This window comes from Denitrificimonas caeni, assembly GCF_905120345.1.
GTDB classification, from domain to species: domain Bacteria; phylum Pseudomonadota; class Gammaproteobacteria; order Pseudomonadales; family Pseudomonadaceae; genus Denitrificimonas; species Denitrificimonas caeni_A.
On sequence record NZ_CAJHOA010000009.1, the window covers coordinates 1 to 14,794 of the forward strand.

The window sequence follows — 14,794 nt, forward strand, 5'->3', positions numbered from 1 at the left end:
AGCGCGAACCTGTCAAGCTAATTTTTAAGTTATTTCCTTAAGAATCAACCTGTTACGTTAAGCTGTGAAACCTTGTTCGCCTAACGAGGTGCGCATTCTACAGCAGGAGCACTTCCTGTCAACAGCAATTACCAAGGAAATGCAAAATACTTCAAAAACGACGTCTTTACTGCTCAACCTGACGCTTACGTAGACGCAACATATACTGCACAGGACCTGAAGCGGCATAAACCAGGAACATAAGTAGCAGAATACGCGGTGGGTCACTGAATACAACAGCAAAAACTAAAACCACAACTAAGATTGCTACAAAAGGCACGCGCCCTTTAAGATCAAGATCCTTAAAGCTGTAGTACTTAATATTACTCACCATCAACAAACCCGCTAATGCGACTAATATGGCAAACAAGATGATGACCGCAAATGGTAAGTCAGCGCCACCCACTCCTTCATCGCTAAACGCCCAAATAGCCCAAACCATACCAGCAACCAGCCCTGCAGCGGCTGGACTGGCCAAACCAATAAACCAGCGCTTATCAACGATGCCTATTTGCGTATTAAAGCGTGCTAAACGCAAAGCAGCACAGGCTACATAGATAAAGGCAATCGTCAGTCCAACATTACCCAGCTCTGACAGTGCCCACTGATAAGCAATAATCGCTGGTGCCAAACCAAACGCGACCATATCAGACAAAGAATCGTACTCAGCACCAAAGGCGCTCTGCGTATTGGTTAACCGCGCCACTCGCCCATCTAAACCATCGAGCACCATAGCGACAAACACAGTTGCTGCGGCAACATAAAAATTTCCATTTATCGCACATATGATCGAATAAAACCCAGCAAACAGGTTAGCAGTGGTAAATAAATTCGGCAGCAAGTAGATACCTCTGTGCCGCACTTTGCGACCTTCGTTATCGTGGCCTTCTTCAACATGCTCATCTATAGGCAACAAACTCTCAATAGACGATGCGTTATCGTGTTCTTCAGGACGCTGATTCATAAACTTCCTTAAGCTTCTCTAGGTAATAAACCAATCTATCTGGTAAGGGTATTATTTTATACTAAATAAGTACCTGAAACGAAAAACGCGGCCTAAGCCGCGTTTTTCAATTGTAAGTAAATCAGTTCTTTGATTTATCAACAATTTTGTTAGCAGAAATCCACGGCATCATAGAACGCAATTTCTCACCAACCACTTCAATGCCGTGCGCAGCATTGTTGCGACGGTATGCAGTCATTGAAGGATAGTTCGTTGCACCTTCAGTGATAAACATTTTCGCATATTCACCATTCTGAATGCGCTTCAGAGCATTACGCATTGCTGCGCGTGACTCAGCATTGATCACTTCTGGGCCAGTAACGTACTCACCATACTCTGCGTTGTTAGAGATTGAGTAGTTCATGTTCGCAATACCACCTTCGAACATCAAATCTACAATCAACTTCAATTCGTGCAGGCACTCAAAGTATGCCATTTCTGGAGCGTAGCCCGCTTCAACCAACACCTCAAAACCAGCCTTAACCAACTCAACAGTACCGCCACACAGGACAGCCTGCTCACCGAACAAGTCAGTTTCGGTTTCGTCTTTAAAGGTTGTTTCGATAATACCAGTACGACCACCACCTACACCGCTGGCGTAAGACAGAGCAACGTTTTTCGCATTACCCGAAGCATCTTGGTAAATAGCGATAAGATCTGGAATACCACCACCTTTAACAAACTCAGAACGTACAGTATGACCCGGCGCCTTTGGCGCGATCATAATAACGTCGAGGTCAGCACGTGGCGTGACTTGGTTGTAATGCACAGAAAAACCGTGAGCAAAAGCCAAAGTTGCACCTTTTTTCAGGTTTGGCTCTAATTCTTCTTTGTACAGTTGACCTTGGAACTCATCCGGAGTCAGAACCATAACGATGTCAGCAGCTTTAACAGCAGAGGCAACATCTGAAACTTTCAAACCATGCGCTTCAGCTTTAGCAATTGAAGAAGAACCAGCGCGTAGACCAACAGTGACATCAACGCCTGAATCTTGCAGGTTGCATGCATGCGCATGACCTTGCGAACCATAACCAATAATGGCTACTTTTTTGCCTTTGATAATGGATAAGTCACAATCTTTGTCGTAGTAAACTTTCATAAAATTCTCCTAATGTTGGAGAGCCCGCGCTCTCCATGATTGATTCAAAGGCTTAAAACTTTATCGCCGCGCGCAATACCTGTCACACCACTGCGCACAACTTCTAAAATAGAGGCTGGACCAATTGCCTGAATAAAGCTGTCCAGCTTATCTGTTGTTCCTGTGAGTTGCACCGTGTAAAGACTTGGTGAAACATCAACAATCTGCCCCCTGAAAATATCAGCGGTACGCTTGATTTCTGCACGCTGAGCACCGCTGGCTTTTACTTTAACCAGCATCAACTCACGCTCAATGTGTGCACTTTCTGACAAATCGACCAATTTAACCACTTCGATCAGCTTATTAAGGTTCTTAGTGATTTGCTCAATCACTTCCTCTTTACCAATCGTGGTTAAAGTTAGGCGCGACAGTGTTGGATCTTCTGTCGCAGCAACCGTCAAACTTTCAATATTGTAGTTACGCTGAGAAAACAGGCCGATTACACGAGATAAGGCACCTGGCTCATTCTCCATCAGCAAAGAAATAATATGTCTCATGATTATGTCCGCTCCGTTTTGCTGAGCCACATATCACGCATTGCACCATCACGGATCTGCATTGGGTACACGTGCTCACTCGCATCAACTTGAATATCTAAGAATACCAAGCGATTTTTCATCGCAAAGGCTTCTTCCATTTTTGGCTTGAGATCTTTCAAGTCAGTAATACGCATACCCACATGACCATACGCCTCAACTAACTTAACAAAGTCAGGCAATGACTCCATATAAGAGTGCGAATAGCGACTGTTGTAGACCATATCCTGCCACTGGCGAACCATGCCTAACACACCGTTATTCAAGTTGATAATCTTAACTGGCAGGTCATATTGCAAGCAGGTTGACAGCTCTTGGATATTCATCTGAATACTGCCTTCACCGGTCACGCAAGCAACGTCATCATCAGGAAAGCTCAGCTTAACGCCCATCGCTGCAGGAAAACCAAAGCCCATCGTGCCTAAACCACCGGAGTTAATCCAACGATTAGGTTTATTGAAACGATAATATTGCGCAGCAAACATCTGGTGCTGACCAACATCCGAGGTAACAAACGCATTACCGCCAGTCACTTCGCTCAAAGTTTCAATAACTGCTTGCGGCTTGATAACGTTGCCATCACCACTGTCGTAGGGGAACATTTTACCGTTACCGCGCCACTCATCGATCTGCTTCCACCAGCTCGCAACAACATCTGGATTTGGCTGAGTTCCAATATCTTTTAGCGCGGCCAGCATATCGGCCAACACGCTATCAACCGGCCCAACAATCGGAATGTCAGCTTTAATCGTTTTCGAAATAGACGCTGGGTCAATATCAATATGAATAATTTTTGCGTTAGGGCAGAATTTAGCGGCACCATTAATCACGCGGTCATCAAATCGCGCACCAACCGCCAACAACACGTCGCAATGATGCATGGCTAAGTTAGCGGTGTAGCTGCCATGCATCCCAAGCATGCCGAGGAACTGGCGGTCATCACCTGGAAAGCAACCCAAACCCATTAAGGTATTGGTCACTGGCACATTGAGCAATTTAGCCATTTCAGTCAATGGCGTAGACGCACCACCTAAAATAACACCACCACCGGCATACACAACTGGACGCTTAGCAGCTAGCAACATTTCTGCCGCTTTGCGAATTTGCCCAGAGTGCCCGCGAGTCGCTGGTGCATAAGAGCGCAACTTAGCTTTTTTAGGATAGCTGTATTCAAACTTATCAATTGGATTAGTCATATCCTTAGGGATATCAATAACCACTGGACCAGGTCGACCTGACTCAGCTAAATAGAAAGCTTTTTTCATCACTTCAGGAATGTCTGAAGCATGCTTAATAATAAAACTGTGCTTAACAATCGGACGCGAAATACCGATCATATCGGTTTCTTGGAAAGCGTCTGTACCGACCATATCACTGGCCACTTGACCCGAGATAACAACCATCGGAATCGAGTCCATAAAGGCTGTCGCAATACCAGTTATCGCATTGGTCGCGCCTGGACCTGAAGTCACAAAAACAACACCCGCTTTACCAGTCGCGCGCGCATAGCCATCGGCCATATGCGTTGCCGCTTGTTCATGACGCACTAAAATATGCGTCAGAGCAGGCTCTTTGAATAATGCATCGTAGATATGCAAGATGGCCCCACCTGGGTAGCCATAAATATATTTAACGCCTTGGTCGCGCAGTGAGCGAACAACCATTTCTGCGCCGGATAAAAGTTCCACAGTAACACCTCTAAAACGCCAGAATAGCGCCCCTCATCAAGGGCAATCTGATTGTAGGTTGCTGTCATTTGCAGCATGGATGCCGGTGATTGCCGACTACCCAGCCACTTAAATAAAGCAGCATAGAGAAACCCGAATGTCTAAAGATTCCTCACCCAGCGCGAGGTAACGCGATACGGGTATAGCGGGCGGCACGGGTACGCACCTCATGAACTAACGCTATAAGCGCCTTTTTGAGGCGAACTTTACAGCAATCTATGAATTGTTCGTATTCAGCAGCCGCAAGTCAAGCACTACGAGACAATTCTCTCGGTTCTTGGGCTATTTATTGTCTATGATAGATATTTATAGGCCTTGTGCGCAACCACAAGGTTACCCTATGAGCTTTTACGCTATATTAAGGCTCTTATTTGCCTTATCTCTATTTGGCTTTTTGCACACACAGTATAAGGAAATTGCATGCGCTGTTTTATAACGACTGCCAGCCTTTTATTATTGCTTAGCTCTTCACTAATCGCCGCTCCTATTTACAAATGGGAAGACGCGCACGGTGTGACTCATTTTGGTTCAGAACCTCCAGCTAACCAAACAGCCGAAAGCATCAATAGAACTTTTTCTCAACCTAAGCCAAGCCAAAAAACAGCCGCTCAAGTAACAGCTGAAGAAATCAAGACCAGCGCTGACATACAAGCTGAGATCGATCGCCAAGTACGCAAACAAGTTGCCGAGGAGGAAATCACTCTACGCAAGTATTGCACAGAGGTTCGCTATAACCTCTCACAGTTAGAAAACAACCCTCGAGTTTTGGCCGAAATCGACGGTAAACCTACGCGGCTTAGCGAAGAGCAACGCCAAGCACGTATCGCTGAACTGAAAAAAATTATTAGCGAGCGCTGCGTTGACGTTAAATAACAACGCAGCGACATCACCCTCAACCCGCTAATGCAGCACATTCGCGCCAACAATGGCTGTATCGATACGCTTCAAACAACTCAGTAAACGAGTTGTTTGCGCCAGCTGATCACGATAAACCACTTCGGCCATATCACAAATCGCACACTGACTCGGCAAGGCCTGATCAGCCAGCAAAATACTCTGCATCCGCGGTATAAACAGCCACTGTAACCACTCTGCAAACTCCAACGTGTCAACGCAAAAAGGCTGCTGGCTTTGCAGAGCTTGTGCACTTGGTGCTTGCTGCTGCCACCAACCTAATTGTTGCAACTCATCTTGCAACTCAGCCAATAGCGCCATCAAGAAAAATTTGCGCTGAGCAACCATTATAAGTTAACCCTTGCGCGGTTCTGTGCTTCTTGCGCGCCAGATGTATTACCTTGCTGCGCACGTGCACGAGCGATCAAGTCCCACAGTCCAGCTTGCAACGCAGGACGCCCATTGCTATAGCTTAGGCCGCGCTGAGCCAACTGCTCAGCCTGCCCTGCATCACCTTGCGCCAAGCGCACTTCAGCTAAGCGGTATAGCACTTGCGGCTCGCGTGGTGCAATACGCTGCGCACGTTCAAGACTTGACGCAGCACCATTAAAATCACCACTGCCTTGCTGTTGTTTGGCTGTGGTTAATAACGCTAATACCGCGCCATCAAGCTGCTCGTCTGCGGCTAAGCGTGCTTGATTGCCAATCGGCATTGGTGATGTTGGCGCTGGAGCTGCTGTGCTAGGTGTGCTTGAAATGGAGTCAGCATGGTATACCTCAATGCCGCCAATTGGAGCGCTAGGCACAGCGTAGGTTTGCACTGCTTCACTCTCGCCTTGAGGCATCACGGTTACCGTGGGCTGCTGAGCAGTTTGTGCTGTGCCAGCAGATTGACGTGCTCGATTGTCACGCATCGCACCAGGCGTTAGCGGTCCACCACTTTCCACAACGGGTATTGCTCGCTGCTGCGAGCCAGCACAACCGGCCAAAAGCGTCACTAATGCAATTAAAATGATGGCATGCTTACTCACGTTTATTCCTCATAGCTATTAATTTAACCAACTGCGAATCCAACTTTTAACCGATTCAACAGGCGCAATCTCATACGCAGGCTTATCGCAAGACTCGCCGGCTAAAGGCTCGCTACCGCCAATATACGGCATTTGTACGGCACCCGGACAACCTTTCGCACTGCCTAAACCAGAATAAGCATCAACCCACGCCATCACCACATTACCCGGTGGCGTCATATTCAAGGAGCTTGGCGCGGCGGTCTGCATAAAATTCGCCCAGACCTGTAGAGCTCCGCTGGCACCGGTCAGCGGTGTTTGGCCATTATCATCACGCCCCATCCACACCACAGCCAACAAATCCTGACCAAAACCGGCAAACCAACTATCACGCGAATCATTACTGGTACCGGTTTTTCCCGCCAAGACCACTGAAGACGGCACTCGGTTATACACTGAGCGGCCAGTTCCTTCAGTCATCACGCGACGCATTGCTTCTTGAGTTAAATAAATCGCGCCCGCATCAAAACGTTGCTCCACCGTATAGGGATAACGCCCTAAAGGCTCACCCTCTGCCGTTAAAACACTGCGAATAGCACGCAAGGGTGTATTAAAACCACCATTGGCAATGGTTTGGTACATGCCGGCCACCTCAATCGGGGTCAAGCTGCCGGCACCCAACAGCATCGAGGGATAGGCTGGCCAATCACGCTCAACACCCAGTTTACGCAGCGTTTGCAAGACGCGAGGCACGCCCATTTCCAAGCCGAGCTTTGCTGTTGAGAGGTTATACGACTGCGCCAAGCCTTGATATAAAAATACCGTACCATGCTCTTTACGATCATAGTTTTGCGGCGTCCAAACTTTACCATTTTGGCTTTTAACGGAAAAAGACTCATCTTGGATGTAGCGGGTCAAGGTGTACTGGCTGGGCTGCTCTAAAGCCGTGAGATAGATAGCAGGCTTCACTAGCGAACCAATTGGGCGTAGCGCATCTAAAGCGCGATTAAAACCCGCATAGCGTGGGAGACGACTACCTAGCAGCGCCAGCACTTCACCGGTTTCTGGATTGCTGACCAGCATCGCCGACTCGACCTTATCGATTTCTTTGCGCCCTGCCAGTTGCTTATAGGTTTTATCTAACGCCTCTTCTGCTTTGCGCTGCAGGATCGGGTCAAAACTGGTAAAGATACGCAATCCTTCTTCGGTTAAATCTTGATCACGGTAGTCTTCGCGTAATTGACGCTTTACCAGATCAACAAAGCCAGGATAAGTCGTGTTAGCAAGACTGCCACGTGTAGTAATACCCAGCGGCTGCTTCTTCGCATGACTCGCCTGTTCAGTATCAACAACTCCTTGCTCTGCCAATAAATCAATCACTAAATTACGGCGCTCAAGAGCACGCTCTGGCTGACGGCGAGGATTATAGTAAGACGGCCCCTTAACCATACCGACCAAGAGAGCTACTTGATGCAACTTCAACTCAGGCAGTGGCTGACTAAAAAAGTACTGACTGGCCAAACCAAATCCATGTACCGCACGCTGTCCGTCTTGACCTAAAAAGACCTCATTAAGGTAGGCCTCTAAGATTTCTGCTTTACTGTAATGCACTTCAATCAGCAGCGACATCAAGGCTTCAGTCACTTTACGCGTTAAGGTGCGCTCATTACTGAGAAAGAAGTTTTTCACCAACTGCTGAGTCAGCGTACTACCACCTTGGCGTAGCGAACCAGACGAAGTATTAACCCATAAGGCGCGCGCGATAGACTTTAAAGAAACGCCATGGTGAGTATAAAAATCGCGATCTTCCACGGCAATCAGTGCTTGCGGCAATAAGTCAGGCACTTGATCCAAACGAACCAAGATACGGTCTTCCTGATGCGCAGGGTATAAGCCGCCAACCAGTAAAGGCTCAAGGCGCGCCACCGCTAAAGGCGTCCCGTTCGAGAGCGCCAAGCTTGCTACGCTACTGCCAGAAAAGCTCACTCGAAGCGCTTGCGCAGGCTCAGCCCCCTCATAAAATTGAAAGCCTCGAGTATGCAACTCAACGGTATTGCCATTGACAGCGACAGCACCGGAACTCTTTGCTGAAGACTCGTTACGGTAGCCTAAAGCGTTCAACTCGGTTAAAAAGTCTTGTTTATTAAGCTTTTGCCCAGCGAATAACTCTAAGGGCCGCGCATAGACTTTGGCAGGAACCGTCCAGCGCTTGCCAGAAAACTTCTCTTGCACAATGGCATCTAAATACATCAGGACACCAGCAAGCACTACAACAGCGACGATAGACAGCTTAACAAACAAGCCCAGCCAGCGACCTGAAGTTCTTGCTTTACGCTGGTTTGCAGTCTTTTTAGAAGACCGAGAAGTTGATTTTCGAGTCATACTACTAATTACACCTGTTTTGTTTCAGTTCAAAATGCATGTTGTTATAGTTTGCACAGTTGCCCACAGTTGCCATAATGAAGGCATTATTTTATTACTCTGAAGGATCACCTGTGACTCAAGCCCTGATTGCCGCCCTACAAAACCCTACAATCTTTCCGCATCCTGTCGAAGATTTTCAGGTCATCGAAACGCATATCTCATGGGTCATTCTGACAGGCCCCTATGCTTATAAAATCAAAAAAGCGGTTAACTTTGGCTTTTTAGACTTTACTGATATTGCTGCTCGCCAACACTTTTGCAATGAAGAAGTTCGTCTTAACCAGCGTTTAACCGAAGGTCTCTACCTCAACGTTGTGGCCATCACCGGCACTATCGATGCCCCAGAATTAAACGGCAATGGTCCAGTGATTGAATACGCGGTTAAAATGCGTCAGTTTCCGCAAACCCAACTTTTGGGCGATATGCAAAAACGCGGCGAACTCTGCGAAACTCATATTGATGCACTGGCTAAACAAATTGCCCGCTTCCACCATGAAGCGCCTCGCGTACCAGCAGAACACGCGCTGGGTGATCCATACGCAATTATGGCACCAATTCGCCAAAACTTTGAGCAAATCCGCCCACTACTCAGCGAACCCGCTGATTTACAGCAACTGGATGCACTCGAGGCTTGGGCAGAAGATGGTTTTACCCGCTTACTCCCCTTATTAGAGCTACGTCGCCACAATGGTTCAATTCGCGAATGTCATGGTGACATTCACTTAGGCAACGCTACCTTGCTGGACGGTGAAGTGGTGCTGTTTGACTGCATCGAATTTAACGAGCCGTTCCGCTTAATTGATGTTGCTTCAGATGCAGCGTTTCTCGCCATGGACCTCGAAGACCGTGGCCTTAAGCCTTTGTCACGTCGTTTTATTAATGGATGGTTAGAGCTGACTGGCGACTACCAAGCCATGCCGCTGATCAACTTTTATAAAGCCTATCGCGCCATGGTACGTGGTAAAGTTAACTTGTTCCGTCTTGGTCAAGAAACTGACCCAGTACAGCGCGCAGCGATTGTGCGTCAATACCGCAGCTATGCCAATTTAGCTGAAAGTTACAGTGCGATTCCATCACGCTTGCTGGCCATTACTCATGGTATTTCTGCAGTGGGTAAAAGCTCCGTAGCGATGCGCTTAGTCGAAGCCTTGGGGGCTTTACGCTTACGCTCTGACTTTGAGCGCAAACGCTTGTTTGGCGAGCAGGATAGTGAACAGCAAAACACTTTAGGCGGTGGTATTTACAACCCCAATGCCAGTGCCGCCACTTACCAACGTCTGCATGCCCTGGCTGCTGATGCGTTACAAGCAGGTTTCCCAGTAGTGATCGATGCCACCTACTTAAAAAGCGAGCAGCGTCATGATGCTTGGCAGATTGCAGAAAACACCGGCACACCGTTCTTAATTCTCGACTGCCAGGCTCCCGATGAAGTGGTTGCTACATGGTTAAAACAGCGCCAAGCAGAAGGTCTAGATCCGTCTGATGCGACAGCGGATGTGATCTTGGCACAGCGTGAAAACCTAGAGCCGCTCAGCGTTACAGAGATTGCACAAAGCTATCTTGTCGACACTCACGACGCAGCAACTTTAGATAATCTGATTAACCAGATTCGCAAACGCTTACCTGGTTTATAAGCTATACGTTCTTGGCTGCGTTATATGCAAGCGCAGCCAAGACGATTTTAAAGTGCCAGCCAATCAGCCCTCACTTGTTCTTTGTTTAATGCCAACCACTGCAGAGCAATAATACTTGCGGCATTATCAATACGCCCATCGCGCACAGCTTGCAAGGCAGACTCTAGTGGCCACACATGCACGCGAATATCCTCACCCTCTTCTTCTACGCCAAACACACCACCAACACCGTCTGTCGAACAACGTCCCACATAGAGATAGACACGTTCATCTGAACCACCGGGTGACGGATAATAGGTCATTACGGGCATTAACTCATGCAATTCTAAATCCGCTTCTTCACGCGCTTCGCGGCGTGCAACCTCTTCTGGCTGCTCATCGGTATCAATCAAACCGGCCACAATTTCTAGCAACCACGGCTCAGGGCTTTTATCCAAGGCACCAATACGAAACTGCTCAATTAAGACCACCGAATCGGTGTGTGGATCATAGGGCAACACGCATACCGCATCAGGTCGCACAAACAACTCTCGACTGAGAGTCGGTCCCATGCCGCCAGCAAATAACCGATGCTTTAAATGCACTCGATCTAATTGATAAAAGCCTTTAAAACACTGTTCACGCTGCTCTACCACAACATCATTTTCACGGTTCATTGTGCGCTCAAGCATCTTTATCTCCCACAAAAAAGCGGCCACTTAGAGCCGCCTTTTATACCACTGCCGGTTTAAACCTGCTTATAGATAATCGAGCCTTCTTCACGAAAACGCGCAGACTGCTGTTTAAATCCCGCTTCAATGGCTTTCTGCGAGTCAGTTAGACCATTTTCTTTGGCGTACTGGCGCACTTCTTGACTGATTTTCATTGAGCAGAATTTAGGTCCACACATTGAGCAAAAATGCGCCACTTTGGCTGACTCTTTCGGTAAGGTTTCGTCATGGAAAGAGCGTGCGGTATCCGGATCGAGAGCTACATTAAACTGATCATCCCAACGGAACTCAAAACGTGCCTTACTTAAAGCATCATCACGTAACTGCGCGCCAGGGTGACCTTTGGCCAAGTCTGCGGCATGCGCTGCAATCTTATAAGTGATAATGCCCGTTTTCACATCATCCTTATTGGGCAGACCTAAATGCTCTTTGGGCGTGACATAACAAAGCATGGCGCAACCGTACCAAGCAATCATCGCCGCACCAATACCCGAGGTAATGTGATCGTAACCTGGGGCAATATCAGTGGTTAATGGGCCAAGCGTATAAAAGGGTGCTTCATCACAACACTCCAGTTGCTTGTCCATATTTTCTTTAATCATATGCATCGGCACATGACCTGGACCCTCAATAAAGCACTGCACATCATGTTTCCACGCAATCTTAGTCAGCTCTCCTAAGGTTTCCAGCTCTGCAAATTGCGCAGCATCGTTAGCATCGGCGATAGAGCCGGGGCGCAAACCATCACCTAAAGAGAAGCTGACATCATAAGCTTTCATAATTTCACAGATGTCTTCAAAATGCGTGTAGAGAAAGTTTTCTTGATGGTGAGCTAAACACCATTTGGCCATGATCGAGCCACCACGCGAAACAATGCCGGTCACGCGCTTGGCGGTCAGCGGTACATAACGCAGCAAGACACCGGCGTGAATGGTAAAATAATCAACGCCCTGCTCGGCTTGTTCAATCAACGTATCGCGGAACAACTCCCAAGTCAGGTCTTCAGCAACCCCATTCACCTTTTCCAGCGCCTGATAAATGGGCACGGTACCGACTGGAACCGGCGAATTACGCACAATCCACTCACGGGTTTCATGAATATTTTTACCGGTGGACAAATCCATAATGGTGTCTGAACCCCAACGTATCCCCCAGGTCAGCTTAGCCACTTCTTCTTCAATGGATGAGCCCAGCGCACTGTTACCGATATTGCCATTAATCTTCACGAGGAAGTTACGGCCTAAAATCATCGGCTCCAGTTCAGTATGGTTGATATTGGCAGGAATAATCGCACGGCCACGGGCAATTTCCGAGCGTACAAACTCTGGAGTGATTTCTTTAGGAATGCTGGCACCGAAACTTTGCCCTGGATGCTGGTGATCTAACAAACCTGCGTCACGCGCTTTCTCTAACTTCAAGCTCTCTCGAATCGCTACATACTCCATTTCAGGAGTAATAATACCTTGGCGTGCATAGTGCATTTGTGTAACGTTTTTACCTGCTTTAGCGCGTCGCGGGTTGCGGATCGAAACGAAGCGCATCTTACTTAACTCAGGATCATCTAAGCGTTCTTGGCTAAAGCTCGAGCTGAGCCCACTCAGAATTTCAGTATCATCACGCTCTACAATCCAACTGCTGCGCACATCAGTCAAACCTTTTCGCACATCAATTTTTACACAGGGATCGCTATAGGGGCCGGAGGTATCGTAGACAAAGACGGGGGCATTTTCTTCAATACCCTCGTCCGTCTCGGTCGGCGTCAGGCTGATTTCACGCATCGGTACGAGAATGTCAGGGCGCGAGCCTTCAACGTAAATTTTTCGCGAGTTAGGAAAGGGCTGGATCGACTGTTGATCGACTTGAGCGGTATCACTGAGATGCTGCGACAGGGCTTGATTCATGCTATTGGCTCTCCAAAATACACCATAAAGTGTCGGGGGAACCAACGGACAAAGGCAGGTCTACCTTGCGGCAAACTTATCTTGTTCCCTACGCGAGTATGAGCTCGATCAGGTTCAACGGGATCCAGTATAACCGATCTCAGCTCTATTCAGAGCACCCCGACAAGAAACAGACCACAGTCTACGCATGGTACAACATAAACTGCAAGCACACGCGACTAAGCGCTAAGCTGTACAATGCCTTAAACAATGTTAGAGCACGCTTGACCGACTTAGTGATCATCCGTAGCCTTAAGCCGATTTCTCTTTGCAAAACTTAGGATATTGATGATGCGTGTACTGTCGCTTACTTTTGCTATAGCTACAGTTTTGGGATCGGCCGCTTATGCAGCACCGCTCAGCCAAAACAAAGTTAACCTGCTCGATGTCTACCAACTCGCAGTTGATAACAACGCAGATTTAGCTGCAGCCCATGCTGACTACCAAGCACAACGTGAACGCGTACCGCAGGCGCGCGCAGGCTTGCTACCGCAAATAGGTGCCGGCGCCAGCAACTCGAACAGTCGCAGCAAGGTCGACACAACTGATGGTTCGAAAACCACTTCTCGTAGTGGCCTCGTCTATCAAGCCAGCTTAAGCCAACCACTATTTCGCTTAGATCGCTGGTACCAATTACAAGCTGCACAAGCAACCAATGAGCAATCAGCGTTAGAGTTATCAGCGATTGATCAAAACTTGATTTTGCAAAGCTCTGAAGTGTACTTTGCGGTGCTGCGTGCGCAGGATAACCTAGCCGCCAGTCGTGCTGAAGAATCTGCGTTTAAACGCCAGTTTGATTTAGCCAGCGAGCGCTTTGATGTCGGCTTGTCCGATAAAACCGATGTTTTACAAGCGCAAGCGGCCTATGACGCTGCCCGCGCGAATCGTATGGTTGCTGAACGCATGGTCAGCGATGCTTTCCAAGCCGTTAGCACTCTGACTAATGTTGATTTAGCCGCGTTAGAAGGAGTGAAGCACAGCTTACCGATTCTTGCACCAACACCGAACGATGCCAGCGCATGGGTCAATACCGCTACCGAACAAAACCTCGGTTTACAAGCCATTAACTTCGCCGTGCAAGCTGCGCAAGAGAGTGTCAAACAACGTAAATCAGGCCACGCGCCGACCGTTGATGCTATCGCGCAATATCAAAAAGGCGATAACGACAGCATGGGTTTTGTAAATAGTGGCTTTCCTGGCATGCCAAGGTATGACGGTAAAGCTGAGCAAGGCAGCGTTGGCTTGCAACTTAATATCCCTTTGTACACCGGTGGCATGACCAGCTCGCAAGTACGTGAAGGCGTGTATCGTTTAGATCAAGTTGAGCAAATGCGTGAAAGCCTGCGGCGTAAAACGGTACAAGATGCACGCAACTTCTACCGTGCGGTAAATACCGATGTTGAGCAAGTACAAGCGCTGAAACAAGCGATTATTTCTAGCCAGAGCGCTGTCGAAGCCACGCAGATTGGCTACGATGTTGGTACGCGAAATATTGTCGATGTGCTGGATGCGCAACGCTATCTGTACGCGGCAGTACGCAACTACAACAATGCGCGCTATGACTACATCTTAAACAATCTACGCTTGCAACAAACAGCTGGCACGCTCAGCCCTGATAATTTGCAAGCGTTATCGATCTATTTAAACCCCAACTACAACCCCGACAACGACTTTCTACCACCCGATTTAGATAAAGAAATCGAAGCGAATCTACGTCGCCGCTAAGCGTTTAGACTGGC

12 protein-coding genes and 1 riboswitch are annotated in these 14,794 nt (G+C 48.0%); of the genes, 3 read left to right on the forward strand and 9 right to left on the reverse strand.

Annotated elements, in window-relative coordinates; translation table 11 throughout:
- Positions 1 to 166: 166 nt before the first annotated feature.
- From pssA to JYJ62_RS14425, 4 genes are all read right to left on the reverse strand, one after another.
- Positions 167 to 1,003, reverse strand: coding sequence for a CDP-diacylglycerol--serine O-phosphatidyltransferase (gene pssA / locus JYJ62_RS14410; protein ID WP_205342934.1), 837 nt, complete (start codon positions 1,001 to 1,003; stop codon positions 167 to 169).
- 121 nt (positions 1,004 to 1,124) lie between these two features.
- Entirely contained in the window at positions 1,125 to 2,141 is a 1,017-nt protein-coding gene (gene ilvC, locus JYJ62_RS14415) for a ketol-acid reductoisomerase (protein ID WP_205342935.1), read from the reverse strand.
- Between the two features lie 44 nt (positions 2,142 to 2,185).
- Complete coding sequence (gene ilvN, locus JYJ62_RS14420; RefSeq protein WP_205342936.1) at positions 2,186 to 2,677, reverse strand: acetolactate synthase small subunit; 492 nt, start codon at positions 2,675 to 2,677, stop codon at positions 2,186 to 2,188.
- A gap of 2 nt (positions 2,678 to 2,679) precedes the next feature.
- On the reverse strand, positions 2,680 to 4,404 hold the full coding sequence (locus JYJ62_RS14425; protein ID WP_205342937.1) for an acetolactate synthase 3 large subunit: 1,725 nt from the start codon (positions 4,402 to 4,404) through the stop codon (positions 2,680 to 2,682).
- A 459-nt stretch (positions 4,405 to 4,863) separates the two neighbouring features.
- On the opposite strand from JYJ62_RS14425, the gene JYJ62_RS14430 reads away from it, so the two are divergent.
- The gene (locus JYJ62_RS14430) at positions 4,864 to 5,316 is read left to right on the forward strand and encodes a DUF4124 domain-containing protein (protein ID WP_205342938.1); all 453 of its coding nucleotides are present in this window, start codon (positions 4,864 to 4,866) and stop codon (positions 5,314 to 5,316) included.
- A gap of 27 nt (positions 5,317 to 5,343) precedes the next feature.
- On the opposite strand, the gene JYJ62_RS14435 is transcribed toward JYJ62_RS14430, so the two are convergent.
- From JYJ62_RS14435 to mrcB, 3 genes are read right to left on the reverse strand one after another with little or no spacing between them, the layout of a single operon-like run.
- Positions 5,344 to 5,685 (reverse strand): YqcC family protein, encoded by a 342-nt coding sequence (locus JYJ62_RS14435; protein ID WP_232365814.1) that lies wholly within the window; start codon positions 5,683 to 5,685, stop codon positions 5,344 to 5,346.
- Positions 5,685 to 6,368: a tetratricopeptide repeat protein gene (locus JYJ62_RS14440; RefSeq protein ID WP_205342939.1), complete on the reverse strand. Its 684-nt coding sequence runs from the start codon at positions 6,366 to 6,368 to the stop codon at positions 5,685 to 5,687. Before JYJ62_RS14440 ends, JYJ62_RS14435 begins: the two co-directional genes overlap by 1 nt.
- Before the next feature lie 18 nt (positions 6,369 to 6,386).
- Complete coding sequence (gene mrcB / locus JYJ62_RS14445) at positions 6,387 to 8,729, reverse strand: penicillin-binding protein 1B (protein ID WP_205342940.1); 2,343 nt, start codon at positions 8,727 to 8,729, stop codon at positions 6,387 to 6,389.
- Between the two features lie 113 nt (positions 8,730 to 8,842).
- Between mrcB and JYJ62_RS14450 the strand changes: the two genes are divergently transcribed.
- Complete coding sequence (locus tag JYJ62_RS14450; protein WP_205342941.1) at positions 8,843 to 10,405, forward strand: AAA family ATPase; 1,563 nt, start codon at positions 8,843 to 8,845, stop codon at positions 10,403 to 10,405.
- Between the two features lie 47 nt (positions 10,406 to 10,452).
- Here the strand turns inward: JYJ62_RS14450 and JYJ62_RS14455 are convergent, their stop codons facing one another.
- Entirely contained in the window at positions 10,453 to 11,076 is a 624-nt protein-coding gene (locus JYJ62_RS14455; protein ID WP_205342942.1) for an NUDIX domain-containing protein, read from the reverse strand.
- A gap of 56 nt (positions 11,077 to 11,132) precedes the next feature.
- Positions 11,133 to 13,016: a phosphomethylpyrimidine synthase ThiC gene (gene thiC / locus JYJ62_RS14460; RefSeq protein ID WP_205342943.1), complete on the reverse strand. Its 1,884-nt coding sequence runs from the start codon at positions 13,014 to 13,016 to the stop codon at positions 11,133 to 11,135.
- A gap of 68 nt (positions 13,017 to 13,084) precedes the next feature.
- Positions 13,085 to 13,188, reverse strand: a riboswitch (TPP riboswitch).
- A 155-nt stretch (positions 13,189 to 13,343) separates the two neighbouring features.
- Here thiC and JYJ62_RS14465 point away from each other — a divergent pair.
- A complete protein-coding gene (locus JYJ62_RS14465) occupies positions 13,344 to 14,780 on the forward strand; it encodes a TolC family outer membrane protein (RefSeq protein ID WP_205342944.1) in 1,437 nt (478 codons plus the stop codon).
- Positions 14,781 to 14,794 lie beyond the last annotated feature (14 nt).